Source organism: Tildeniella sp., from assembly GCF_059505325.1.
On sequence record NZ_JCACKI010000053.1, the window covers coordinates 200,430 to 226,465 of the forward strand.

A 26,036-nucleotide genomic window follows, 5' to 3' on the forward strand; every position below is an offset into this window, starting at 1 on the left:
CAGGCTCGACCTTTCGAGTTCCAAGCTCGACCTTTTGAGTTCCAGGCTCGACCTTTCGAGTTTCAAGCTCGACCTTTCGAGCTTAAACCTCAAGCTTCCGACCTCTAAGCTCGACCTTCCGAGTGCAAAACTTAAAACCACAACTCACAACTTCTCAGCGCTTAGTGCCCATAATACGGGTGTTGACCATTGAGTTCAGCACACTCCCATGCATAACGAAAGCGCTCAGTCTCAAAGTCGCGGACTGACAGTCTCACAACGCCGATCGCTCAAGGTGCTGCCCCTGAAGCTCGCAGGCGCTTACTTTATAGTCGCTGTTTTGTGGATTATCTCGTCTGATTTTTTGCTCGCTACATTAGCTCCTCACCCAGCAGCGCTGAACCGCCTACAAAGCATCAAAGGATTGCTCTTTGTTAGCGTCACTGCCTGGGCGCTTTATTGGCTGGCGCGTCGATCGCTCCGTACTCTACAGCAAACGGAAACAACGCTGCGAGAGAGCGAAGAGCGGTTGCGTCTCGTTCTGCAAAATATGCCTGTGATGCTCAATGCCTTCGACGAGCAGGGCAATATCATCGTCTGGAATCAGGAGTGTGCGCGGGTCACTGGATATAGCACTGAGGAAATCATTGGCAATCCGCAGGCGATGACATGGCTGTACCCGGATGTCACCTACCGTCAGCAAATGGTGGCTGACTGGACAGAACGGGGCAACGATTACCGTGACTGGGAGTGGGATCTGGTGTGCAAGGATGGTAGCCATCGAACGGTTGCCTGGTCGACGATCTCCGATCGCTTTCCCATTCCTGGCTGGATATCGTGGGGTATTGGTGTAGATGTGACCGATCGCAAACGAACCGAAGCCAACCTGCAAACACGCAACCGAGAATTGCTGACGCTCCACAGAATTTCGGAAATTACGCTCAATCAGCAATCGCTCAAAGCTGCCTTTCAAGACATTGTGAAAGAAATTAGTGTAGCGACGGCGTTTCCCATCATTGCGATCGAGCTTTACGATGCGACTCGTCAAGTGATGGTTTTTGAGGGCACAGAGGGCATTTCCCTGCCGCCTGATGGCAAACCGATTGAAGTACCTGTCACGCAAACATCGTCGGGAAACGTAGTGCAAACAGGGCAGATGTTGGTCAAGACCTATGACTCGCGTGAACCGAAAAAGTGTGACTCCAATGAATCGCTCCGCAAATTAGGCATTAAAACCTTCATTTGCGTGCCCATGACGGTCAACCAAACCACTATTGGGGTCTTAAGTCTGGCGCATCCTGAAGTGGTGCCAACCGAAGAGGGCTTTTTGCATTGGTTGACTAGCCTGGCAAACTACCTGGCATTACTCACCGATCGCAAACGCTCTGAAGTGGCTTTGCTGGAGAGCGAATTGCAGTTTCGCTCCTTGAGTGCTTGTTCGCCTGTGGGCATTTATTTGGCAAGCCCAGAAGGCTACGGCACTTATACCAATCCGCGTTGTCAAGAAATTTTTGGCTGCACGCTGGAGGAGTCAATCGGTGGCGGTTGGGCAGAGCGAGTGCATCCTGACGATCGCGAGTGGGTTTTTCAGGAATGGACGGCTGCTGCCACTGCTGGCAAAGCGTATAGGGCAGAATATCGAGTGCAACCGCGTGAAGGCGTGGTGCGATGGGTGCAAACCCGTTCAGCCGCCATGTATTCTGATGCGGGCAGGCTCACTGGTCATGTTGGCACGATCGAAGACATTACCGATCGCAAGCAAGCGGAAGCGCAAATCCGACAGCTCAACCAAACCCTGGAGCAACAAAACCTCGAACTGGAGGCACTTGTTGAGCAGCGTACCGCTGAACTCATGACCTTTATCAACACGTTGCCCGACTACATTTTCGTGGTCGAGCGCGATACCATGCGGACGCTCTTCTCCAATGATCGGAATGCCTGGTTGGGTGACTGTAAGAGCCATGATCAAATGGTCGGTAAGACCATTTTTGAGTGTTACGCATCCGATCTGGCGGCTACGTTTGCCGAGCAAAATCGGCAGGTCTTTGAATCTGGTGAAACACTGCATTTTCAAGAAAACTACACCACGACTCTCGGCACCTTCCATTTTGATACCTACAAAATTCCGCTGAAGAAGCCGAATGGCGAAGTATACGCACTGATCGGCAGTTCCCGCAACGTTACAGATTTGGTAGCAGCTCGTCAGGCATTGAGCGATCGCACCGCTCAGCTTGAAATTGTTAATCGAGAGCTAGAGTCCTTCTCTTACTCAGTTTCCCACGATCTCCGTGCGCCCCTGCGACACATTGGTGGGTTCGTGACAGCGCTGACCGATCGGTTACAACAAGACGGGTATCTGAACGATCCAACAACGGCGCGCTATCTGCAAATTATTCAGAACAGCAGCCACAAAATGGGAGCGCTGATAGACGGTCTGCTTATGCTCTCGCGGGTCGGGCGGCGGCAGATGGCGGATACTCGCGTTGATTTAGATCAACTGGTGACAGCCGTTTTGGCTCAACGACCAGAGGTCACCACTAGCAGCACTACAGAAACAGTGAGCGATCGCCAGCCAGTTCAGTTCAGCATCGGCGCTCTGCCCACCGTTAAAGGTGATGCCACCCTGCTGCAACAAGTCTTTGTCAATTTGCTGGATAATGCCATCAAATTTAGTCGTCATCGGCAGCCTGCTCACATTGAAATCGGAGCATTATCTGATGGTATAATATTCGTGCGCGATCGCGGCGTTGGTTTCCAGATGCAGTATGCCGATCAGCTCTTTGGAGCCTTTCAACGGTTGCATTCACAGTCAGAGTTTGAGGGTAGTGGCATTGGGTTGGCGATCGTCCAGCGCATCATCCATCGTCACGGCGGTAAGATTTGGGCAGAGAGCCAGCCCGACCAGGGGGCGACATTCTATTTCACGCTTGGCGATCGTCTAGAGTCGTTGGGGCAGGCTAAGTAAAATCAGGTTGACATGTGAGGCTGGCAAATCTGAGGTTTGACATGGCTCAAGCAAATGAGGGTAGTTTTAACCTTGAGCCAACGCGCATCTTGTTAGTGGAAGATGACCCTAACGATGTGGAACTGATTCTGTTGGCGCTGAGCAACTACAATCTGGTCAATCAGATTGATCTGGCAGCCGATGGCGAACAGGCGCTCCACTATTTATTGGGGCAGGAGGGCGAACCTTTACGATCGCTGCCCCGTCTGGTTTTGTTAGACCTGAAGCTACCCAAAGTTAGCGGGATTCGCGTTCTGCAAACCTTACGCAATCACCCCCGCACACAACGGCTTGTCGTCGTCGTCATGACCTCTTCTCAAGAAGACAGTGATCTCAATACTTGCTACGATTTAGGGGTTAACAGCTATGTTGTGAAACCTCTAGATTTTCAGCAGTTTCTCGCTGTCTCACGGGATGTTGGTCTTTACTGGATGCTACTAAACAAGCCGCCATTGCTTCCTTCCTGAAGCCTGAGTCATGTTTGAGCGTCAGCAGCCAATACTTCAATCAGGGTTAACACTTCAATCAGGGTTAGCAATGTCATCAAGCCTGCGTTTGCTGATTGTAGAAGACGAACCAGCCGACGCTGAGTTAATCACTCTGGCATTAGCCGCTGCACACATTGAGTTTGCTTGCGAGGTCACCGATACCCTTGAAGGCTGTCAGCGGCTTTTGCAGACACACACCTGGGATGTCGTGCTGTCAGACTACCGCCTAAAAGGGTTTACGGGTCATCAAGTGTTGAATCTGCTCCAGCGATCGGAGCAGCAAATCCCGTTTATTTTAGTCACTGGTAGTCTGGGCGAGGAAGCGGCTGTAGAGTGCATTAAGGCAGGCATGAGTGACTATGTGCTGAAAGATCGCCTGTTTCGTCTGCCAACAGTGCTGGAGCGATCGCTGCGTGAATTTGCCCTGCACCGTCAACAGCAGTCAGCCACACTGCAAATCCGTCAGCAGGCACAACAGCAAACCATCATTAGTCGCATCGTGCAGGCAATGCGCGAGACCCTGGTGCTGCATGAGGTGCTGAAAACGACTGTAGACATGGTGAGAGATGCCCTTCATCCTATTTGTTGCTTGATCGTGCGTCCAGCAGAGAGCGGTGAGATGACGGTTCGCACAATGAGCGAGGCTCCACCTGACTGGAAGGCGTTGCTGGATTATCCGTGTGCATTGTTTCCATCTTATGAGAAGGCGTTGAGGCAGGGCGAGCTGGTTGTAGTGGATTCGATCGCGCAAGTCCCACTGCGAGAGATTCAGGCGCTTGCAGCCCAATATAAATTCCATGCCTTCTTGCTCGTGCCCCTGATGTATCAGCAAGAGTTTCTGGGCGTACTGTCGTTGTATCAATGCGATCGCGATCGCACCTGGACGGACGATGAAGTAGCGATGATTAAAGCGATCGCTGATCAATGCGCGATCGCCATCCACCAGACACAGCTCTTTAATCAGGTGCAACAACAATCGCAGCGCGAACAACTGCTCAACCAAATTGCGCGTGTGATCAACTCCAGCCTTGATCCAGACTACATTTTGCAGGAAATTACGCGCTTGACTGGACTATGCTTTGCCGTCGATCGCGCATACATTTGTGAAATCCAAGCAGAGGAGGTGCATATTCTTGAGGAGTGGCGGGCAAATAGCCAGGTGCCGTCCATGCTCGATCTCACGTTTCCTACAGAAGACTGGTCTGATTTAGTCGATCCTCATGCTGATTTTTATGTTAAGCGTGTTTTTCATGCACCCATTTTCACCGCGATCGAACCAACGCCAACAAGACTTGCCCAAGTAAATGACTATCAAATCAAATCGTTGGTTAGCGTACCTATTTTCATCCGAGAGCACTTTTTTGGGGGGCTTACCCTCAGTACCACAACGACCTTTCGTGAGTTCACAGACGACGAGATTCATCTGCTACAGCAAATCAGCGACCAGGCGGCGATCGCGCTATACAACGCCCACAGCTACGAGCAGCTAGAGCAAATCGTTCAGGCGCGGACTCAAGAGCTAGAGTACGAAAAACAGCTCTCTGAAGCGGCTAACCGTGCCAAAAGCGAATTTCTCACGAACATGAGCCACGAACTACGGACACCTTTAACAGGTATTCTGGGCTTTTCTAGCCTGTTGCTCAAGCAAATCTTTGGACCGCTGAACGCCAAACAGCACCAGTACGTCGAGCATACAGCGGCTTGCGGCGAACACCTGCTGTCACTCATCAACGATCTGCTGGACTTGTCAAAAATTGAGGCAGGGCGAGACGAGACTCTGCTAGAAGCCGTTGACGTTAGAGAGCTTTGCATGAGTTGTCTTGCTTTCATCAGCGAACAGGCACAAAATCGCGGCTTGGAGGTTGTGTTGGCGATCGCCCCCGATGTGACGACCTGTATCGCCGACAGCCGCCGCCTCAAGCAAATTCTGGTCAACCTGCTCTCAAATGCCGTCAAATTTACTGACAAAGGAACGGTGACGCTCACTGTTGAAAAGACGAACGCTGTGAGACCAAACGCTGTGAGACCAGCCGTGCAAGATGCCTCCGAGCAAGATGCCTCCGAGACCATGCATCCGCCTTCACCGTTTCTCCTTTTTCATGTTGCTGATACAGGGATTGGTATGACCGAGCAGGATCTTTCGATTCTGTTTCAGCCGTTTCAACAACTCGATAGCGGACTGGATAAAAAGTATCAGGGCACCGGGTTAGGTTTGGCACTTGCCCGCAAACTCGCTCAACTGCACGGTGGCGATCTTACAGTGACATCTGAACTCGATCGCGGCAGTTGTTTTACTTTAAGCCTGCCACTGGACGGTGTTGGTTGAAGCCAGCAGGGTAAAAGTCAAAAAGTAAACTTGCCTCATCGTCTCAACCCTCTCATACCAAATCAAATTGCAAAAGCTACAGATCCTCTGCCCTCATCCCCAGCCCTTCTCCCGAAGGAGAAGGGAGCTAAAATCCAGTCCCCTCGCCCGTTGGGAGAGGGTAAGGGTGAGGGCGGTTGGGTTGCTTGATCTGTAGCGCCTATTTTTGGATTTGGTATTACTGCCTTACCCTCTCATCTCTGCTCTCGTCGCAATTGATCAATAACAGTCTGTAGGCGCGATCGCAGTGCCTCTGCTAACCGATATGTGCGGGTTTGCGTTTTCTCCTTTGGTTCAATCTGCTCCCAGGGACGCTCGATCGGCTGCACGTAATAGTGCAAGCGCGATCGCATTGCCCAAACGCCCATTGATGGAAACAGCACAAAAACCAGCACCAGCGGCGACAGGGGAAACAGTGGCATTCCTAGTCGGCGTGCTAACCAGGGGAGATTGAGCGTCAGTGGATGCAAGTACTCGCTGCCGATACAGACGACTGGTAAAACGGGTACGCGATCGCGCACACTCAACCGCAAAAAGCTAGGGTCAAACGTTGCCAGTTGATAGCGCTGTTGCCAGCCTTTGCTCAATCCTCGCCAGCTTTCTGGCGCGTACAGCAGCACATGCTTTTTCGCATCGTTGCCCTGTAGTGCAGTCTCCAGGCTCTGCCGCTCTGCTCGCACACCGCCTAGCACCTGCGCCCAACCGTTAGGTAGCCACCACATCAGCCAGGGGTGGTCAAAAAAGATGGGGTGTGCCAGCGGCTGTACAAACCAATCGCGCTGCTTGCCGATTAAAAAGCCCAAACTCACAAAGTCCCACGGAAAGCACATACCAGCGTGATTCATCGCCACAATGAGCGGACCGTTTGCAGGTAACTTCTCGACGTAGTGCAGTGTGGCGCGGAAGTAACGGGTCACGATCGGCGTAAGAATTTCTTCCTGAAAAGCCTTCTGATACACCGGATCGGGTTCGGCACTTAGACTAAGGGTTGGCGATCGACCGAGCGATCGCACTTTCAGGCGTAGCCAGCGGTTTGCCAGCGCCAGGTAAAACCCACACGGAAGCAAAAATAGTCCATATTCTAGCCAGTTCCAGCCGTTCGCATCAGGCTTGTAGTGTTGCCAGTGACGGTTAAACAAGATCAGCCAGCCGGGAGGATACCAGAGACAAAACCAATCAAACCAACTAAAGCGATAGGGCTGAGTCAACGTCCTAACCCGCCAATGATTCCTTGCTCTCCGAGTTCTTCCCCGTTGCTGGCAGTTCTAAACAATAGCCTGCACCGTACACTGTTTTGATGTAGAGAGGGTGACGCGGGTCAGGTTCCAGCTTGGTTCTAAGATGGCGGACGTGAACACGAATCGTTTCAATGTCATCGTTCGGGTCATAACCCCAGACTTCTTTAAGAATCTCACTGGGCGAAACGGTCTGCCCATGCCGTTGCAGCAAGCAGTGCAGCAGCTCAAACTCCAGGTGAGTTAGCTTCACCGTCTGGTCAAACCAAAGCGCTTCAAAGCGTTCTGGCACCAGTGTCAAGGGTCCGTAGTTCAAAATTTCACTATGCTTGGCGGCTTGAGGAATGCGATCAGCACGACGTAAGAGCGCCCGCACCCGTGCCAGCATTTCCTCCACCTCAAACGGTTTGGTGAGGTAGTCATCAGCACCCGCGTTGAAGCCTTCGACTTTGTTTTGTGTTTGACTGAGTGCCGTCAGCATTAAGACTGGAATATCGGATGTACGATCGTCACGGCGTAAGCGCTGGCAGACTGTAAACCCATCGACTTTAGGCAGCATCAAGTCCAGCATGACCAAATCGGGCTGTAGCTGCAACGCCATCGCTTGCCCCTTAATGCCGTCAGCCGCCTGACTCACATCATAGCCAGCCATTTCAAGATTGACGGCAACGAGTTCTGAAATTGTAGGGTCGTCGTCGATGACGAGTATCCGGGGCATCGTTCAAAGAAAGTAAAGGTGCTGATTGCTTATAAGTGTTAAGGCATTACGAAGATGTCTGTACAAATTATAAGCAAGAATCTAAATCTTTTCTAAAGAAAGTAAATTTACCCAAAAAGAATATTTCTAGAGTTGGTTTTGGCTGGCAGCAAGATGTAGCCGTTGTGTGACCCAGATTGGCGAGCGTGAGCTTGAGTAGAGTCGCAACCTTATGCTGTCTGGCAGAATCCTTTAGAATGCTGGTGACTCAAATTTCAGGCTGGTTCAAGTAGGGTGTCGTACTATCACCCAGGTTATGTTGCCCGTTTAGGCGTGGTGACGATCGACCAGACCTCTAACGTAAATCAAACCCACGGTAGCTAAAACATTGATAGTACTTGCAGTGACGATCGTCGCTCTACTGGGGACACTGCTTTACGCAGCCAAACTACATCGCGTTGCGGTAAATGCTCCCAAGCTGACGATTGCAGTCAACAGCAGCGATCGCGCCTTGTCAGAGACCAACCAGCAGCGTGAAACGGTAGCCCTTCCTCGTGTTTCCGTGATTATTCCTGCTTATAACGAAGCAGATAATATTGAGGCTTGCATTCTCTCTGTCTTGCAGGAACCAGTGCTACCGCCAGAGCACTTGGAGGTTTGGGTGCTGGATGACCAGTCGAGTGATGCTACGCTGGCGATCGCCCAAGCGTTACAACAATCCCTTAACGACCCGCGCCTGCGGGTGTTGACAGGCAAGCCGCGACCTGATCAGCAAACCTGGATGGGCAAGAACTGGGCATGTGTTCAGGCAGCCACGTATGCAACGGGAGAGTTTTTGCTGTTTCTGGATGCTGATGTGAGGCTTAAACCAGGGGCGATCGGTGCTGCCATTGAGATCGTAGAGGAAAAGCACGTCGGTCTGCTAACCTTATGCCCAGAAGTGGTATGTGGCTGTCTTGCAGAGTGGCTCGTACAACCGTGGATGATGAGCTTGCTCATGGCTGGATTCGATTTTAACGAAGTGAATGATCCCAACGCGGAGGCTGCCTTTGCAGCAGGAATGTTTATGTGCTTCCGCCGCACGGCATATGAACAAGTCGGTGGGCATCAAGCCGTTGCTGATCAAGCGGTTGAAGATGTAGAGTTAGCGCGGCGGCTGAAACAGCAAGGGCTGAAGCTTTACTATGCTGTCGGAGCCAATTTAGCATCGGTTCGCATGTATCGCTCTCTAGCAGCCGTCTGGGAAGGGTGGACTAAAAATTGGCATTTAGGGTCTCGTCGCAACCTTTCAACGAGTCTCTTTTCAGCCACTATTATGCTCTGGGTCTGTGTGCTGCCCTGGCTTGGCTTGGTCACGTTGCTCTATCAAGGTGCAACGGTTGGGCTAACGCTCCTTAACGTGTTGGCGATCGCGATCGCTTTGACTGCAATCGCCATGCAATATCGTATCCGTTGTTCGATCGAACGAGTAGCAGCCATTCCACCCCGCTACTGGTGGCTTACTGGCATTGGTGGTCTACTGGTAGCAGCGATCGCCCTTGTCTCGATCATTAAGACTGAAACTGGCTGGGGTTGGACATGGCGCGGGCGATCGCTACAACTGCCAGATAAAAGTAAGTGAAGGCTAAAGGCTAAAGGCTAAAGGCTAAGTTTTTATACTTTATACTTCATCCTTTATCCTTTCCTCCTCACCCCACACCCCACACCCCACACCCCTCTCTCCCCATCTGCCACACCAATGAAACTCGATATCGTCGTCCAGGTTCTGATCGAAATTCTGATCGTCATCGGGCTTTCCCGACTGGTTGGTTTGGGCTTTCGTCGCTTCAAGCAGCCACTGGTGATTGGTGAAATTGTCGCTGGAATCATGCTGGGACCATCCCTGCTGGGTCTGCTGGCACCGAGTTTAGCAACGACGCTCTTTCCGCCCGAAACCATTCCTTTTTTGAACGTCCTGGCTCAGATTGGGCTGATCTTTTTCATGTTTTTAATTGGACTGGAGCTTGACCCCAAGTATCTGCGGAGTCAGCTTGATGTGGCGGTGCTTGTCTCACACGTCAGTATTCTGGTGCCGTTTTCGCTGGGATCGCTGCTGGCACTGCTGCTCTACCCGCTGGTGTCAAGCGGCAGCGTTTCTTTTACAGCCTTTGCGCTCTTTTTAGGGGCAGCCATGTCGATTACGGCGTTTCCAGTGCTGGCACGGATTATTACTGAAAATAATCTTCAGGCAACGCGGCTGGGGACGATGGCATTGACCTGTGCGGCAGTGGATGATGTGACTGCATGGTGTGTGCTGGCGCTGGCGATCGCTGTCACTCGCACCAACAGCATGGCGGGCGCGATTCCCACCATTTTGCTGTCGATCGCCTACATTGCGTTTATGGTGACGGTCGGGCGGAAGTTCTTGAAAACGTTTGCCACCTATTACGATCGCAGCGGACGGTTGAATCAGTTTGTGCTAGCAGTCATTTACATGGGTGTTGTCATCTCCGCACTCATTACAGAATTGATTGGTATTCACCTGATCTTTGGCGCTTTCTTAGTTGGCGCGGTGATGCCCAAACACCCTGGGCTAACGCGAGAACTGGCGCAAAAGACCGAAGATTTTGTCCTGACCTTCCTCCTACCTGTCTTTTTTGCCTACAGCGGCTTACGTACCCAGGTCGGTTTGCTCAACACGCCGTTTCTGTGGCTGCTCTGTGGGCTGGTTTTGTTGGTGGCGATCGTCGGCAAATACTTTGGCACGTACATTGCTGCACGGGTTTCCGGGATTGACAAGCGAGAGGCATCGGCGCTCGCTTGGCTGATGAACACACGCGGCTTGACCGAACTGATTGTACTCAACATTGGTCTGAGCCTGAATGTCATTTCGCCGCTGCTCTTTACGATGCTGGTGATCATGGCGTTGGTGACGACGTTTATGACCTCGCCGCTACTGGAATGGGTGTACCCCAAACGGTTGATTCGCAAGGATGTTGTCGAACCGATTGCGGATGGAGTCGAGCCGGGTTACAAGATCCTGGTGCCGATTGCAAATCCCAGCAGTCAGAAGGGATTGATTCAGCTTGCAGTGACGATCGCGCTGGGCGACACTCAGCCACCGAAAGCGCTTGCCTCTGCTGCCGTTTATCCCTTGAGTCTGATTCAGCTTGATGAGGACTACGCGTTTGGCAGCACCCCAGCAGAGGCAGAGCGGCTGATTGCTGAACGATCGCAGCGGATGGCTGAACTGGTCGAAAGCCTCGAACCGCCGTATTTTCGTTCTATTGTGCATCCCATTATCCGAGTCGCAACGGATGTGGCACAGGAGGCAGTGAGAGTTGCCGACAACGATCGCGCCGATCTCGTCTTGTTAGGATGGCATCGTCCTGCCTTTAGCCGTAACCGTTTGGGGGGACGCGTAGGGCAAATTCTCAGCACGGCACGCACAGACGTTGCGGTGTTTGTTGACCGTCAACAGGGCAAGCTAACCAATTTACTCGTGCCGTACGTTTCCAATGTTCATAACGATTTAGGGCTAGAAATTGCGCTACGCATTCTAGTGAATTCCCAAGACGCAACCCTCACCATTTTGAGCGTGACCCAAAGCCATCAGGCAAACGATCGCACCTACGAATTTCGTACTCTGATGGAGCAACTCCCTGCTTCGGTACGCGATCGTATCCACACGCCCCAAGTGGAGTCCAGCAATCCGATTCAGGCAGTCGTCGAAGCCTCCGCAAACGTAGACCTGACGATCGCGGGAGCCAGCCGCGAATGGGGCTTGGAGCGGCAAACGCTAGGCTTCTACGCCGACCAACTGGCAGTACAATGCCACTCCTCTCTACTGATCACCCGTCGCTATAGCCAGGTCACAGCGCACCTGTCTTCAGTTTTAGGTGTAGTAGACGATGAAACAAGTCGTGAAGCCGACGAGTCAGAGGCGGTTACTTAGTGAGAAGGCTAAAGGATAGATGATGAAGGATAAGTTATGTGCTTTGTGTTCGCTCTGACCACAACCTTTTAGCCTTTAGCCTTTAGCCTCTAGTCTTTCTCCCGACTTCTGCTAACAACTAACAACCAAAACCTAACAACTATCAAATGGGCAGTCACTTTACTCTCAAATCTCTCAGTTTCTACGGCAGTGCGATCGCGTTCGTCATCATCTTATTTAGCGTCGTAACAACTTACGGCGAAGCCAACCTGAAAGCCGCCGAGAAAATCGACGGTCGCTACCAGATTCCTGCTCAAGATCTGCCGGGATGCTTAAAGTCTGAGCAGTTGATCCTCTTAGTACAGCAATCGGGTATCTATCTGACGGGATCACTGTTGACGGCTGATACGGCTGATACCCTGGAAAAAAGAGCGACAGAGCGACCTTCTATGACTGGAAATTGGGAGAATCAACGGCTTACTCTGCATGGTGATGCCAGCTATTTACCAAAATGTCAGGGTGAGGTGAAGCTTCAGGGGACGATCGCACAACAATCCCTCAACGGCACGCTCAACCTCAGTGCTACCCCTAGCGACATCCCTTTTTCAGCCAAGCTAGAGGCACCCCAACCAACACAATCTCAAGGGCATTGATACCCAGATCTCCGATTATGCTGCTGTCGCTTTCGCAATTTTCGCAAGCAATCGTAGTGCCTCATTCACAGCAGCCGAATCCCGAAAAATTTCCGCCACATCCGGATCGAGAACAACAACATTGCTGGATTGCATATACGCTTCGTAATACTTGCCACGAATACCACCAGAAAAATCATATTCAGGTCTCATCTCGTCATCGACGTTTATCTCAGGTTCCTGACTCATAGCTTCTTCTCTCCTGTCGAGTGGCTAAACGGGCACTGATCAAACGCACTTCACCGTCTCGCTCTGTATGTGAGACAACCAAAAGACGTTGTGATCTTGATAACCCTGTCGTCAGAAGACGAAATTCGCCGTCTGAGTGATCAGGGTCTGGAATCGTCACAGCTAGCAAATCCCCAAACACTGTGATGGCTTCTTCAAAAGACACACCATGCTTCTCGGCATTACTAACGGCTTTGCTAGGATTCCACTGAAATTTCATGCATCCATTCTACGCTCAAGCCGAACTATGGTCAGGTAGAGCAGCATCAGCGCAACAAACCCTCAACCTCAGTGCTGCCCCTGGCGACATCCCTTTTTCAGCCGAGCTATAAGTACCCCAATCAACACAATCCCAGGGTCATTGAATTATTTCCTGGTCTCTTTAGTCGCTGCTAAAGGTTGAGCCGAAATAAAGAGCGTGATACCATGCAAAAAACAATCAGTGTAATACCTTGGTATGCCGCAAGTCTCCCTCATAATAGTACTCTCTCTTGTCATTTCGCTCATACCATTCGTAGTATTACTCTATTCAAATGTTTTGTATGCAGTGATTCATCTACTGCTATCACTGCTAGGTTCTATCATCTATTTCCAACTGTTTAGAAGAGTTATAAAGCAATTTTCTGGTTCAAGTTATCTCTAAAGTCCAAATGTGTACAAGAATAATGGAACGGTGGTCTGTGTCGCGGCATAACAACCCTGGTGCAGTGGACAGTATCAAACCCTTGATTTTTAGCAAAGTTATTATCTACCGCTGACCAAGAACGTTAGGCGAACGTATTACACTTATGGTTGAGGAGATCGCTCTGTCCAAGAAGGCAATTCTCCAGAGACACGGTTACGCCAACGGTTGAGGCGGTCAATGAGCGTAAATCAGATTAACCGTGAACGACTCAAATCAGCGGCGGCAGACACCCTCTAACTCAGCACCAGCAGCTTTCAACCGTCCGCCTGCATTTGAATTGTTGGGCGGTTCGCTACCCACATATCATTACTAGATCACAATTCACGTCGCATACACAGTTCGCCATTCTCTTCTTCTTGTCCGGTGTAGACAAAACCCATCTTCTCGTAAAACGGACCAGGACCACCTTTAGTTGGCACGCAGCTTGTTTCAACCGCATCCGCTCCAGGGCGCGTCTTGACGTGCGCGAAGAACAACTCCAGTGCCTTTCGCCCGTACCCACGCCCCTGGTACTGCTCAGCGATCATAAAGCGCCACAGAAAGTACTCTTGCTGAGCTACATTGTCTTCCAACATCAAAAAACCGACTGGTACATCACCAGCATAGATCGCGCGGAACCAAGCAACCTCTGGATTAAAATGCGCTTCTGCGATAGACGCGGCGTTGGATGCCACAAACTGCTCTTGGTGTGGGGCTACTTTTAAGCGGAGGATGTCACGCCAGTTTTCCTTAGCAATCTCACGCAGCGTTATTTCGAGGTCGAACTCGGACATACAGAGTGTTCTCCCTGAACATTGCTCTTAAGCATAAAATAGTTTCTCGCTCAGCAACACAGACCAATACCATAACTGCCGCCCAACTAGGCAATCATCGTTACCTTGCCCGTATCTAAGTCGTAACGACCGCCCACGATTTTCAACTTCCCGGACTGCACTCGTTCTGTAAGTAAGGTCGATCGCTGCAACTGTTCAATCTGATAGCGTACATTTGCCACCACCGCGTTGTCCACCGCATCACCTGGTTGATTTTTCACCCGTTTTACAGCAGGCAAAATTGGCTCGACAAACGTGCCAATTTTGCCTGGGAGTGGTTCGTTTTTGACGGCGGCAGTCACGGCTCCACAGCGCTCATGACCCAGCACCATCAACAATGGTGTACCGACCAATGCCACGGCATATTCAATGCTGCCGATCGCCTCCGGTGTGGCAATATTTCCTGCAATCCGCACATCAAAAATGTCGCCAATGCCTTGATCAAACACAAGTTCAGCCGGAACGCGTGAGTCTGCACAACTCAAAATAGTCGCGAAAGGATGTTGCACTTGAGCGACCTCCTGCAACCGTTTCGCAGACTGATCGGGATATTGAGGCTGATGCTGGACAAAGCGCTGATTGCCCTCCACGAGCCTTTTCAACGCTGCCTCAGGATTGAGTGCAGGCTCGATCGCAGTTAATTCAGCCGCTTGAGCCTGTTCAACCTGCCAGAGTAAATTGCTGGTTGCTGCTAAACCAAACGCTGCAATCGACCCTAGTTTAAACAGATCGCGCCGACCAATAAAACCATTTTTGCAACTCATACTCTGTGTCTCAATAACGTCAGTTAAAAAATAACTAATAGAGTTAGGATCGCTACCAGCTTTTACAGACCACTGATAGCTGAACGTCGATCGCTAAAATTTTCGACTTGTTTTGTTGTGGTTTCACAGTGAAGCGATACATTTAATGGAGCGAATCTCCATCACATCTGAGATGTAACAGGTGCCACCAAACTTGTTGAGCAGTGGACGCACGTTTTCGGCAACGGTCTTGATATGTTCAGGCATACAAAACGCAATGATATAAACATTGTCAAGCATGGTCATGTCTAAATCTTCGCCGTCTCGTAGACCTTTGCCAGCTACGTTGCGAATGACAGCATGACCATATACACCTGATTTATCAAGGTTCTCCAAAATCTTGCCAAGCTCAAAAGAGTTGGCAATAATTTCTATTTTTTTAACGAGATGCATGCACTTACCTCCACAACAGGTTAATTGCGTACAGATAAAGCGGAATTCCCACAATGATATTGAATGGGAACGTCACCGCTAGAGCAGTCGAAACGTATAGGCTGGGATTCGCTTCAGGCACCGTCATTCGTATCGCGGCTGGGACAGCAATATAGGATGCGCTAGCGCACAGGACGGAGAACAAGAGTGCATTTCCCTGAGGCATGTGAATGAGCCTAGCGATCAGCACCCCAATACCTGCATTGAGTATAGGAATCAGTATGGCAAACGAGACGAGGAAAACGCCGGTTTTTTGTAAGTCTTTAATTCTTCTGGCGGCGACTAATCCCATATCGAGCAAAAAGAAGGTCAAAATGCCATAGAACAGTCCTTGGGTGAAGGGTTCCAGAACTTTCCATCCGCGCTCTCCCGTTAGGACACCGATGATGAGGCTACCCACGAGCAAAAAGACTGAACTGTTAAGAAACGCTTCTTGCAGCACCTCAGACCAGGAAAACTCGCGCTTCTCATCCACAGTAAAAAGACTAACCAGGATCAGCCCCACAATGATTGCTGGAGACTCCATCAGAGCCAGCGCTGCGACCATGTAGCCATCAAACGCAATGCCAAGATCAGTCAAGAAAGCACTCGCTGTAATGAAGGTAACGGCGCTGATGGAGCCGTATGTAGCGGCGATCGCTGCGGCATCGTAAATGCCAAGCTTCAGCTTCAGAATGAAAAAAGTGTACAGCGGCACAAAACAAGCCATCAACATGGCTGCGAGAAGCGTCAGAATGACTTCCTGAGTCACACCGCTTTTAATGAGCTCTACCCCGCCCTTAAAGCCGATCGCAAGCAGCAGGTAAAGCGAGAAGAGTTTCGGGATAGGAGCAGGAATTTCCAAATCGGATTTGACGAGAACAGCCGTCATTCCCAAAAAGAAAAACAGGATCGGTGGGTTCAGAATGTTGGACACAATCAAGCTGATATCCATGTCCATGCCTCCGGGCGTTGATAAAACCTGAAGTTTGAAAAACGTTGCATTGTGGAAAACTGGTTATGACGGTTGAATCATGATTTATCGCGTTCTGTCCTCCGTGTCAATGAGAAGACAGTGGCTTGAGGCTCATCAGACCAAAATACCCGTTACCACGTTGGTCGTTGTGTCGAGTGAAGGCGCGATCGAGAACACAGCTTTCGAGCGAACTGACCCAGCTACTGGGTTACTCATCCAGGAATCATTGTAAGGTGCAGGGTTGCTTCAGAGCCACGCTTCATCCTGCTAGTCCTCTGGCTTTAGCAGCCAGAAGCCGCTGTAAGTGACACCAGAATCATCAGGTTGCACCAGCAAGAAGTGGAGTCCTTGGCTGAGCTGTTTACGCCGTTCAAAAGCTTGTCCAGCAGCGGCAACTTCGGCATCCTCAAAGGTGGTGAGAATCCAGCGATCGACCAAGCCAGCCTCCAAAATTAAGCCATCCGGTGCGCCGGGAATGTGGCTGAGCGAGACGGGTTGTGCCTGTTGTAGCCAGAGAGCTAACCGCATTGCCTGTCGTCCCCCATCAATGACCACACCGGGAATGGGCACGGTAGACGCAAGCCCCAGGTTGATCGGTAACAGCGAATCGGGCAGGTCGAGAATCGGAATCATGCGATCGCTGAACGCATTCACCAGATCAGCAGCAGGTAAGGCAGCAAACCGCCAGCGATCGCCCCACAGTGTTTCTGACAGAGGCACGGGTGGCAGTTTATCAAGCGCTAGTGGTTGATAGGGTTGTCTGGTATAGCTTGCCAGCGTGGAATATTGGCGTGCTCTCTCTTCTAGCCAGCGCTTGAGTGTGGGTGTACGGCGAGTTGGCTCTACAGCAATTTCAAGCTGTTTTCCAACCTGTTCAATGAGGTTAAAGGTTTGCGGTCGAAAGATGCGGATGCGATCGGGGAGTGAATGCCCCTTCTCCACAAGCATCTGTAGCTGCGCGACGAGCCAGCCTGCACTCGCTTCTGCCTGTGAACAAAACGCCTGATACTGAAAATCTCCTGTAGGAGTGCAAATCAACAGCTCCCAAAGCGGATTGCCAGCCTCATCTTGTAAAGGACGACGGTAAAAATCGATTTCCCAGACGGTCATTAGTTGTTGTTGGTTTTTAGTTGTTAGTTAACGCAATGTGCAACTAATTTGCTCTCATCCCAACCCTTCTCCCCAGGGAGAAGGACTTTCAGACGTTTCTGGTTCCCTCTCCTGCTGGGAGAGGGCTAGGGTGAGGGCGCTTAGCAAGTATTCTATGAAAGCGCACGTCGTATTAGTCATTACTTCGAGCGAAGTTGCATGGTTGCTAGACACGCTGGTAATAAGCAGGGCTGATAAGTAAGTTTACCTAACAAAACTTTACAGATCGCGATCGCTCAACTGATAATAGGGGTGTAGCAAGTGACAGAAACCTAAACGTCGTTAGACAGAGAGGCAGGTATGGTAGCACTCACCGATCGGGTTCAGCGATTGACCCTTGAGACCGTCGCATTGGCACATCCCGACGGCGTTAGCGAGACGGATACCACTGCTATTCGCTGCCTTGACTGGGATCGAGAGCGCTTTGATATTGAGTTCGCGCTTAACAACGGTACGACCTACAACTCGTTTCTGATTCGTGGTGAAAAGGTGGCTCTGGTTGACACCTCCCACGAAAAGTTTCGACGACTCTACCTGGATACGTTAAAGGGGCTGATTGATCCCACTGACATTGATTATTTAATCATTAGCCATACGGAGCCGGATCACAGCGGTTTAGTAGCAGACATTTTGAAACTGGCTCCGCATGCAACGGTTGTGGGCGCAAAAGTAGCAATCCAGTTTCTCGAAGATCTGGTGCATCAGCCGTTTGAGCGCAAGCTGGTGAAGAATGGCGATCGCCTCGATCTTGGCAACGGTCATATCCTGGAGTTTGTGTCTGCACCCAATCTGCACTGGCCCGACACCATCTTTACCTACGATCACCAAACGCAAGTGCTGTTTACCTGCGACGCGTTTGGGATGCACTATTGCGATGATTCCACCTTTGATGAAGATTTGGAACTCATCGAACACGATTTTCGCTACTACTACGACTGCTTAATGGGTCCCAATGCGCGATCGGTGCTGTCTGCCCTCAAGCGCATGGGCGATCTGCCGGGTGTAGTGACAATTGCCACCGGGCATGGTCCTCTCTTGCAATCTAACCTGGATGAACTCGTCGGACGCTATCGTACCTGGAGTCAAGAACAGGCAAAAGCCGTTACAACGGTAGCGCTATTCTACGTTTCGGACTACGGCGAAGCGGAGCGGTTGGCACACGCGATCGTCCAGGGCATCTTCAAAACAGGTGTTGCCGTTGAACAGATGGATCTCCGCACGGCAGAACCTCACGAAATCCGGGAACTGGTTAGCCTTGCCTCTGGTGTGGTCATTGCAATGCCGCCCCAGTCCGGTGACTTCGCGCCCACAGCGAAAGCGTCTCTGGGAACGATTCTAGCTGCAACCCATGCGAAACAGTCATTCGGTCTTTTTGAAAGCGGGGGCGGCGATGATGATTCCGTTCATCTACTGCGAAACAAGCTGCAAGATGTCGGGCTGACCGAAGCCTTTCCACCCATTTTGGTGAAGGAGGCACCCACTGAGGCAGTCTACCAACTCTGCGATGAAGCGGGCACTGACCTGGGACAATGGCTGACCCGCGATCGCACGATCAAGCAAATGAAATCTCTGGATGGCGATTTAGATAAAGCGCTGGGACGACTGAGCGGCGGGCTTTACATCATCACAGCTCAAAAGGGTACAGCGTCCAGCGCCATGCTTGCTTCCTGGGTTGCTCAAGCAAGCGTCGAGCCATTGGGCATTACAATCGCGGTTGCCAAAGATCGGGCGATCGAATCCTTTATGCACGTGGGCGATCGCTTTGTGCTCAACATTCTCGAAGAAGGCAACTACCAGCCCTTAATGCGGCATTTTCTGAAACGCTTTGCGCCGGGTGCCGATCGCTTTGTTGGCATCAAAACCTATCCTGCCACCAATGGCTCACCGATTCTGGCAGAGGCATTGGCGTATCTGGAGTGCGAAGTAACCAGTCGCCTGGAGTGCAGCGACCATTGGATTGTGTACAGCACGATCGACGCAGGACGACTATCCAACCAGGATGGGCTAACGGCAGTGCATCATCGGAAAGTGGGCAACCATTACTAGAGCTGTTACGTGTAAAAGCTCTAAGAGAATTAGCAGTAAATCCTCGATACACAGCCTTGCTGATAGATGAACTAACCACAAAAAATGGAGGTGAGTTATGACTTATAGCTCAGGCGCAGCCGCAGCAGGTGCAGCCGCAGCAGCACGTGCAAGAGCACTTAACGCCTCTGGGGCGATTGTGAAGGTAACACCTGAGAATTTTCTAAACGTTCTACAGCGTCAACAAGAGCCACTTGTAATTTGTGCAACTGGTGGCTTTTTTGGAAATATTTATGAGTATCTTTCAAGTTACAAGGGACTTATTTTCTTTACCGAGTCAGAACAACCTCTAGACCTTCCCGAAGGAAGTGAGGAAATTTGGGCTGAGAGCATCTGGGTGCCGTAATTGGAGACTCAGCATGTTACTAGACTGCGCGATCGCCAATGTTTGAGCTAAATATCCCCACTAGAGTTTTTGAGTGATGCGTTAATGTTGCATCGTGGTCTAGCACATTATCAGCTCGTTTCCTTCATCCCCAACTTCTACCATGTCTTCGTCTAATCCGTTCTTCAAAGCCTTTTCTAACTTCTTTAAACCGTTTAATCCGTCCCCTGATGCCTTGCGGGAAACGGATGTGCATGAGGCGATCGCAGACGTAGAGACTGAAGCAGATGCCACGATTGACGCTGTGCCACCTGTTGTGTCTCGACCCCGCGATGTACAGGTAGCGGAAATTGGCGAGGGAACGATGGTGCTGCGATCGCGCACCTGGGATCGACTCAAATTTGAGGTGGAGTATGGGCGGCAAAAGGGCACGACAGCCAATGCCTATTTGATTCAGGCAGATAAAACGGCGCTGCTTGATCCGCCAGGCGAATCGTTTACGGAGATTTTTCTCGCTGCGTTGCAGCAACGCACGGATCTATCCCAACTCGACTATGTGATTGTGGGACATGTGAACCCCAACCGCATCGTCACGCTCAGGAAACTGCTCGCTTTGGCACCACAGGCAACGGTAATTTGCTCGAAACCAGCGGCGATCTCATTGCGTGCGGTTTGGGTAGAAGGCGACGCAGAGATCAAACCCATTCGCGGAGACGAGGTGCTTGATCTCGGTCAGGGACACGAACTTCGCTTTGTGTTTGTGCCCACACCCCGCTGGCATGATGCCCTTTGTACCTACGACCCTGCCACACGCATTCTGTTTACCGACAAATTTTTCGGTGCTCACATCTGCGATGAACCCGTACTGGATGAGAACTGGAAGCAGTTGGATGAGGATCGGCACTACTATTTTGATTGTTTACACGCCGCTCAAACTCGCCAGGTTGAGGCGGCATTAGATAAGTTTGCAACTTTTGCCAAGGTAAAACTCTATGCCCCCGGTCATGGACCAATGGTGCGCTACAGCCTTAGCCGTTTGACCTATGATTACCGCGAGTGGAGCCAACAGCAGCAAACAAAGGATCTGACGGTGGCGTTGCTCTATGCCTCTGCTTATGGCAATACGGCAGCGATCGGGCAGGCGATCGCCAAAGGCATTGCCCAAACAGGCGTAAATGTTGAGAGTGTGAACTGTGAGTTTGCCGACACTGCCGCGCTAACCAGCCTGATTGAGCAATGCGACGGGTTTATCATTGGCTCACCAACGCTGGGCGGTCATGCACCAACGCAAATTCAGACCGCTCTGGGTATTATTCTGTCTACGGCTCCAAGGACGCTTCTGGCTGGTGTGTTTGGCTCCTACGGCTGGAGTGGCGAAGCGGTTGATCAAATTGAAGAAAAGCTCAAAGACTCTGGTTATCGTCTGGGCTTTGACACACTGCGAATTAAGTTCAAGCCGACAGACGAGACGTTGCAACAGTGCGAAGCCGCAGGGACTGAGTTTGCTCAGAGCCTCCGCAAAGAAAAACGAATTCGGGCACCCTACCAAAATACGGCGGAGGTGCAAACCGATCGCACGGGACAGGCGGTTGGACGGGTGACAGGTTCGCTCTGCGTCCTCACCGCTAAACAAGACGATGCCCGACTAGGTTTCCTCACTTCCTGGGTTTCGCAGGCAAGCTTCAACCCGCCAGGGTTAACAATTGCGATCGCCAAAGCTCAGACTGCCGATCTGCTCTCGCGCACAGGCGAACCGTTTGTGCTCAATATTCTCAAGCAGGGCAAAAATCTCCGGCGACACTTTCTTAAACCACCCAGCCTGGGCGATGACCCGTTTGCGACGATCGCCACTGAGACGGCAACCAATGGCTGCCCCATACTCACCGAAGCGCTCGCTTATCTAGAATGCACTGTGCAGAACCGCATGGAATGCGGCGACCATTGGCTGCTCTATGCCGTGGTCGAGCAAGGCAAGGTATTGGACTCAGCGGGCGTAACTGCCGTTAACCACCGCAAATCAGCCCTTCAGCTTTAACGAGGAAAGGATCGCGTCAAGCGCCGACACGAAACATTCACCCAGTCGGGTGATGAGCGCAGGATGTTCTCTAAACATGCTTTGCCTTACTGTAAGGGAAGTGAGATCCGACGCATTGTGATGAAGTGGAAAATTGGACAGACGGTTGTGTGCGATCGTCACGGCACCAAGTTAGCCGACTGCTATATTCGTACGATCGACAGCAACGAGAACGCAATTATCTTTTGCCCGTCAACGAATACCGTTATTTGCGGACAGCGCCAAGCTTTAGAACAATTAGGCTGGCGCATAAAATAGCCAGAAGTAGAGACATTACAGCTAACGTCTCTACTCCGGGCGTTGCTGGATCTGGGTATGAAGCGCTTGGGTTGCCCTCACCCTAGCCCTCTCCCAAAGGGCGAGGGGACAAGCGTCTCTGCTCCCTTCTCCTTGGGGAGAAGGGTTGGGGATGAGGGCAATTCATACATGTATTCTGCAACGCCCTACTCCGAGTTGGCGATCGCGCTTAAATTTCCGCTACAGCACGCTCAATTAGACGACGAGCTAGCGTTTGGGTGCCTGTATGAGTATAGTAATTCACTGAGATGTCGAGAAACGCGCCCACGTAGTCGAGCTTATCTTTGGATACTTCAACAAACTTGGTGAGGTTGTCCAGCACATTATCTTGAGTCAGTCCACGGGACGAAACAAAGTCGCTCATCCAGCCCTTCACTGAATCAAAGCTCTGGTTGATGAACCCTAGCTTGCCAGCCGAGTCTCCACCTGGAATGAGGTCACTCACGCCTTTGAACGTCTGGTTGCTCTCCAGTTCTTTAGGCGATAGCCCTTGAATGGTGGATAGCCCTTTCAAAATAAAGTCAGGACCCAGCGGAATCAACCCATCGAAGCAAACTAAAGCTGCCATCCGCATTAAGGATTCGCCACCATAATCGCCCAGCGCTGCCAGGAAGTCGCCAATGCTGTCGCCTGGAATGCCATTGATCTGGCAGAAGGCGACCAACTCGACGACCAGCTTTACGGTTAAGTCAATGCTCTGCGCTTTCTCCGGCTTCGGAGTGAGATTGCCTAAAAAGCCGAGAAAGGAGATGTCCTGCCCCACTTTATTTGCCATGGCGGCGGCTCCCAGTGCGCCAGAGGCACTGTCTACCGTCTGGTAAAGCCAGAGAGCACGCTGATAGCCCTGAGTCTTGTCGTTGAACAGATAGACGGCGCGTTCACCGATTTGCTGCACCAACGCTTCATCCGTTTCACCAGTGACTTCACGAATGGTGTTGGTGAAGCCAGTCAGATTCTGCCACTGCCCTGGCACTGCGAAATCAAGCGATCGCAACGCCATGACGGTAACGCCACCAGTGGGTAGCCCATCAACCAATTCAAAAATGGATTTGCTCATAAGTTAAAAGTAGATTGCTTACAAAACAGTGCTTTGTGGGATGTTGATTACCGCTTATTTCTTCAGTCTTGCTAATCCAGCCAGATCAAACCGTTGCAGCCATGCCTGACGATCGGCTTTAGTAAAGGTTGGGTTACGCGATAACACTTTCACCTGATAGCGATCGGCAACCAGAACGGCGGTTTGCGTCGTACCCACATCGACGGCTGGGTAACTCGCAATTTTGGTCGTGCTCTTCTCAAACTTCTTTGTCGCGCTTATACCAGCCGTGACATCAGCCGTCGCATCCGAAATCGCCAGCATCGCCAGATCTTTGCCGCCCTTCTTCAGCTTCGCTTCGGCAAAGCCTTTTTTCTCTTGTGTGAAAACTCGCTCATACCCATCACCGGGCTTGGGAAAGAATTTATTAAAGCTGCTGCCCTGGGTTGCATTTTTAGCAACGGCAGGTTGAGCACCTTTCTGAGTACTTTCTTGCTGCGCTTGAGCGTATGGCGACGGCTCTTTAGCGCTACAGCCTGTGACCAAGAGCAATACGGACAACACGAGCGGCGCGATCGCCCTGCGCCAGTTGAAAACAGTCATGCCTCTCTCCTTGATTGTGCGATGTGTGATGAATGAAACTGGACTTCACCAAGTCTAAAACTACGCGATGTGCGACTTTCCTAAAATACCTGCCAAAACTGCCCTCACCCTAGCCCTCTCCCGATGGGAGAGGGAACCGGAACGGTCTGGAAGCCCTTCTCCCTGGGGAGAAGGGTGGGGATGAGGGCGAATTAGTTGCACATCGCGTTAAAACTCGTTTGTCCATCTCCAAAAGCAGGCAGCGAAAATGTCCTGCCATGCCTCAAGATTAGCGTGTTCTTTTCAATCGCTTCACGAACGCAGATTTTCTTCAAACTCGTTGAAAATGGCGTTGCGACAGCAGCTTGCTACAGGCGCGATCGCGCTCATCTCCCCTTCGACCCCCGGTAGATGCGCTCTGCCTGTTCAGGGGACAGCCGAAATTCTGCTGCTAACTCTTGAGCACCCTGAGGCTGAGGCTGCTGAGCCTGTCCATTCGTGCTGGCTACAGCGCCTTTAAAGCGCTGGGGTAATTCACAGGCAACGGGTGACGGAAAGCTACCCGTAGATTTTCCAGATGTTTCCTGATCGTCCCCAAAAATTTGAGGGAGCGGTACATAGTGATGGTCGGTTGCGTCATAGGCAAAGACTTCACCTGTTTCAATGTGGTAGACCCAACCGTAGATTTTAAGCCGCCCTTGATAGAGTCTGGAGTGAATGACCGGATAGGTCTGAAGGTTTTCGATCTGCGTCAAAACGTTTTCGGCGATCGTAATCTCTAGCAGTTCCTCACCTTCATACTCATCGTAGTTTTCCCTTACCAAGCGACGAGTCGCCTCAGCATGTCTCAGCCAGTCGTAGACAAGCGGCATTTCTTCTTCCAACTTACCCAGTTGTAGCAGCCCTTTCATGGCACCACAGTGAGAATGCCCACACACCACAATTTGTTCAATGCCCAGCGCATGAATAGCATACTCAACAGTGGCACCTTCACCGCCATTGGTGGCACCAAACGGTGGAATGATGTTGCCAGCGTTACGAATGACAAACAGCTCACCGGGCTTAGCCTGGGTAATGAGAGTTGGGTCAATACGGGAGTCTGAGCACGTAATGAACAAAACTCTTGGCTTCTGCTTGTGTGAAAGCTGCTCAAATAACTCTCGGTGGGTCGAGAAGTACGTTGCACGGAACTCTCGTAACCCTCTCACTAACTTTTTCATCGAACTAAGCCCTTGCTCACTTGTTGAGGTGCTGTTTGCGATCGGATTTTTGACTTCATCCTCTATCAAGGTGCAACCTCATGCAGTGAAATGGTGACAGAGTTTTGACATCATTATGAGCATCATGAAACTATCGCCAAGACTAAGAGGGGCTACACGCTTCTACAGGTCATTGGTAAAGAGCGATCGCCGCTGGTACAGCTCCATTGCCATTGCTTAAGCCAAAACCTTTAAATAGGCGTTTGGGTTAGTGCGACCCTTGCCATCATTGCATGGACTGATCGCATCACGATTGATAGCTGTCCCTTAGTCTAAACCTTTGTCGCCATTATTGCTGTCGATATAGTGAAACCTTGATAGGGTTATGAGATAAAACAAGAAACTCAAAGCGGTAAGCGACTCATTCAGCTTATCAGGAGCACAAAGCAGGAGCGATCGATCGTGGAATCTCATTCACGGGCTGAAAACACAACTACCGCTGCCGCCATCATTGGACCGACGCTACACCCGTGGACGATCAGTTCAACTGTCGCTGAGTTGCAGGAATTGTTAATTGCACATGGCTTTTCTAAGCTGCGAGTGGATGGCAATTTTGGCTACTTAACTGAGGCAGCCGTCAAAGCATTCCAACGGCAGCATGGTTTACGGATTGATGGCTGTGTTGGACCTAAAACGTGGAGAGTATTGAAAACAGCCATTCGACCTGGAAGCCGTCTGCTCAGGCGGGGACATACAGGGGCGGATGTGGCGGAATTGCAGGGACTGCTACGGGTGAATGGGTACGACATCGATCGCAACGGCATTTTTTGCCCTCAAACGCAGGCGTGTATTGTTGATTTCCAGCAACAGCACAAACTTAAAGCGGAGGGTGTGATTGATGCGGTCACTTGGGCATTGCTCCGTGGCAAACCACTCACAGGCACTCGTCAAAAACAGCGACAGTGGTTTTGGGACAATCGCAAATGGTGGTAGAGAGAGGG

The 26,036-nt window shown here is 51.1% G+C and carries 23 protein-coding genes and 1 pseudogene; 12 read left to right on the plus strand and 12 right to left on the minus strand.

Annotated features, from left to right (window positions below; all coding sequences use genetic code 11):
* Positions 1–208: 208 nt before the first annotated feature.
* From AC5JO6_RS19360 to AC5JO6_RS19370, 3 genes are all read left to right on the plus strand, one after another.
* Positions 209–2,944, plus strand: coding sequence for a PAS domain S-box protein (locus AC5JO6_RS19360; RefSeq protein ID WP_496082685.1), 2,736 nt, complete (start codon positions 209–211; stop codon positions 2,942–2,944).
* Positions 2,945–2,985: 41 nt separating this feature from the next.
* Positions 2,986–3,450 (plus strand): response regulator, encoded by a 465-nt coding sequence (locus tag AC5JO6_RS19365; protein ID WP_496082686.1) that lies wholly within the window; start codon positions 2,986–2,988, stop codon positions 3,448–3,450.
* Positions 3,451–3,520: 70 nt separating this feature from the next.
* The gene (locus tag AC5JO6_RS19370) at positions 3,521–5,797 is read left to right on the plus strand and encodes a sensor histidine kinase (RefSeq protein WP_496082687.1); all 2,277 of its coding nucleotides are present in this window, start codon (positions 3,521–3,523) and stop codon (positions 5,795–5,797) included.
* A gap of 233 nt (positions 5,798–6,030) precedes the next feature.
* Here the strand turns inward: AC5JO6_RS19370 and AC5JO6_RS19375 are convergent, their stop codons facing one another.
* Positions 6,031–7,044: a 1-acyl-sn-glycerol-3-phosphate acyltransferase gene (locus tag AC5JO6_RS19375; protein ID WP_496082688.1), complete on the minus strand. Its 1,014-nt coding sequence runs from the start codon at positions 7,042–7,044 to the stop codon at positions 6,031–6,033.
* A gap of 4 nt (positions 7,045–7,048) precedes the next feature.
* On the minus strand, positions 7,049–7,789 hold the full coding sequence (locus AC5JO6_RS19380; protein ID WP_496082689.1) for a response regulator transcription factor: 741 nt from the start codon (positions 7,787–7,789) through the stop codon (positions 7,049–7,051).
* A gap of 382 nt (positions 7,790–8,171) precedes the next feature.
* Here AC5JO6_RS19380 and AC5JO6_RS19385 point away from each other — a divergent pair, with 382 nt between their 5' ends.
* From AC5JO6_RS19385 to AC5JO6_RS19395, 3 genes are all read left to right on the plus strand, one after another.
* On the plus strand, positions 8,172–9,389 hold the full coding sequence (locus AC5JO6_RS19385) for a glycosyltransferase family 2 protein (RefSeq protein ID WP_496082690.1): 1,218 nt from the start codon (positions 8,172–8,174) through the stop codon (positions 9,387–9,389).
* A gap of 117 nt (positions 9,390–9,506) precedes the next feature.
* Positions 9,507–11,702, plus strand: coding sequence for a cation:proton antiporter (locus AC5JO6_RS19390; protein WP_496082691.1), 2,196 nt, complete (start codon positions 9,507–9,509; stop codon positions 11,700–11,702).
* A 146-nt stretch (positions 11,703–11,848) separates the two neighbouring features.
* Positions 11,849–12,334 (plus strand): hypothetical protein, encoded by a 486-nt coding sequence (locus AC5JO6_RS19395; protein WP_496082692.1) that lies wholly within the window; start codon positions 11,849–11,851, stop codon positions 12,332–12,334.
* 15 nt (positions 12,335–12,349) lie between these two features.
* Here the strand turns inward: AC5JO6_RS19395 and AC5JO6_RS19400 are convergent, their stop codons facing one another.
* The 6 genes from AC5JO6_RS19400 to AC5JO6_RS19425 form a co-directional block, all read right to left on the minus strand.
* Positions 12,350–12,562, minus strand: a complete 213-nt coding sequence (locus AC5JO6_RS19400; RefSeq protein WP_496082693.1) for a hypothetical protein — start codon at positions 12,560–12,562, stop codon at positions 12,350–12,352.
* Complete coding sequence (locus AC5JO6_RS19405) at positions 12,546–12,821, minus strand: BrnT family toxin (RefSeq protein ID WP_496082694.1); 276 nt, start codon at positions 12,819–12,821, stop codon at positions 12,546–12,548. Before AC5JO6_RS19405 ends, AC5JO6_RS19400 begins: the two co-directional genes overlap by 17 nt.
* A 779-nt stretch (positions 12,822–13,600) precedes the next feature.
* Positions 13,601–14,059 carry a GNAT family N-acetyltransferase gene (locus tag AC5JO6_RS19410; protein ID WP_496082695.1) on the minus strand — a complete coding sequence of 153 codons (459 nt, stop codon included), beginning with the start codon at positions 14,057–14,059 and terminating at the stop codon, positions 13,601–13,603.
* An 86-nt stretch (positions 14,060–14,145) separates the two neighbouring features.
* A complete protein-coding gene (locus AC5JO6_RS19415) occupies positions 14,146–14,862 on the minus strand; it encodes a carbonic anhydrase (protein WP_496082696.1) in 717 nt (238 codons plus the stop codon).
* A 123-nt stretch (positions 14,863–14,985) separates the two neighbouring features.
* Positions 14,986–15,294, minus strand: a complete 309-nt coding sequence (locus tag AC5JO6_RS19420) for a P-II family nitrogen regulator (RefSeq protein WP_496082697.1) — start codon at positions 15,292–15,294, stop codon at positions 14,986–14,988.
* 4 nt (positions 15,295–15,298) lie between these two features.
* Positions 15,299–16,267, minus strand: a complete 969-nt coding sequence (locus tag AC5JO6_RS19425) for a sodium-dependent bicarbonate transport family permease (RefSeq protein WP_496082698.1) — start codon at positions 16,265–16,267, stop codon at positions 15,299–15,301.
* 109 nt (positions 16,268–16,376) lie between these two features.
* On the opposite strand from AC5JO6_RS19425, the gene AC5JO6_RS19430 reads away from it, so the two are divergent.
* Entirely contained in the window at positions 16,377–16,520 is a 144-nt protein-coding gene (locus AC5JO6_RS19430; RefSeq protein WP_496082699.1) for a hypothetical protein, read from the plus strand.
* Positions 16,521–16,555: 35 nt separating this feature from the next.
* Here AC5JO6_RS19430 and AC5JO6_RS19435 read toward each other — a convergent pair.
* Positions 16,556–17,413 (minus strand): annotated as a pseudogene (locus AC5JO6_RS19435) (Tab2/Atab2 family RNA-binding protein); the annotation flags it as partial.
* A 324-nt stretch (positions 17,414–17,737) separates the two neighbouring features.
* Here AC5JO6_RS19435 and AC5JO6_RS19440 point away from each other — a divergent pair.
* From AC5JO6_RS19440 to AC5JO6_RS19455, 4 genes are all read left to right on the plus strand, one after another.
* Entirely contained in the window at positions 17,738–19,483 is a 1,746-nt protein-coding gene (locus AC5JO6_RS19440) for a diflavin flavoprotein (protein WP_496082700.1), read from the plus strand.
* A gap of 97 nt (positions 19,484–19,580) precedes the next feature.
* Positions 19,581–19,868 (plus strand): hypothetical protein, encoded by a 288-nt coding sequence (locus AC5JO6_RS19445; protein ID WP_496082701.1) that lies wholly within the window; start codon positions 19,581–19,583, stop codon positions 19,866–19,868.
* A gap of 343 nt (positions 19,869–20,211) precedes the next feature.
* Positions 20,212–21,882, plus strand: a complete 1,671-nt coding sequence (locus tag AC5JO6_RS19450; protein ID WP_496082813.1) for a diflavin flavoprotein — start codon at positions 20,212–20,214, stop codon at positions 21,880–21,882.
* Positions 21,883–22,002: 120 nt separating this feature from the next.
* Entirely contained in the window at positions 22,003–22,179 is a 177-nt protein-coding gene (locus tag AC5JO6_RS19455; protein WP_496082702.1) for a hypothetical protein, read from the plus strand.
* A 208-nt stretch (positions 22,180–22,387) separates the two neighbouring features.
* Here AC5JO6_RS19455 and AC5JO6_RS19460 read toward each other — a convergent pair whose 3' ends face one another.
* The 3 genes from AC5JO6_RS19460 to AC5JO6_RS19470 form a co-directional block, all read right to left on the minus strand.
* Positions 22,388–23,275, minus strand: a complete 888-nt coding sequence (locus AC5JO6_RS19460; RefSeq protein WP_496082703.1) for a hypothetical protein — start codon at positions 23,273–23,275, stop codon at positions 22,388–22,390.
* A 54-nt stretch (positions 23,276–23,329) separates the two neighbouring features.
* Positions 23,330–23,857: a hypothetical protein gene (locus AC5JO6_RS19465; protein WP_496082704.1), complete on the minus strand. Its 528-nt coding sequence runs from the start codon at positions 23,855–23,857 to the stop codon at positions 23,330–23,332.
* A 365-nt stretch (positions 23,858–24,222) separates the two neighbouring features.
* Complete coding sequence (locus tag AC5JO6_RS19470) at positions 24,223–25,056, minus strand: carbonic anhydrase (RefSeq protein WP_496082705.1); 834 nt, start codon at positions 25,054–25,056, stop codon at positions 24,223–24,225.
* Positions 25,057–25,497: 441 nt separating this feature from the next.
* On the opposite strand from AC5JO6_RS19470, the gene AC5JO6_RS19475 reads away from it, so the two are divergent.
* Positions 25,498–26,028 (plus strand): peptidoglycan-binding domain-containing protein, encoded by a 531-nt coding sequence (locus AC5JO6_RS19475; protein ID WP_496082706.1) that lies wholly within the window; start codon positions 25,498–25,500, stop codon positions 26,026–26,028.
* Positions 26,029–26,036: the final 8 nt, after the last annotated feature.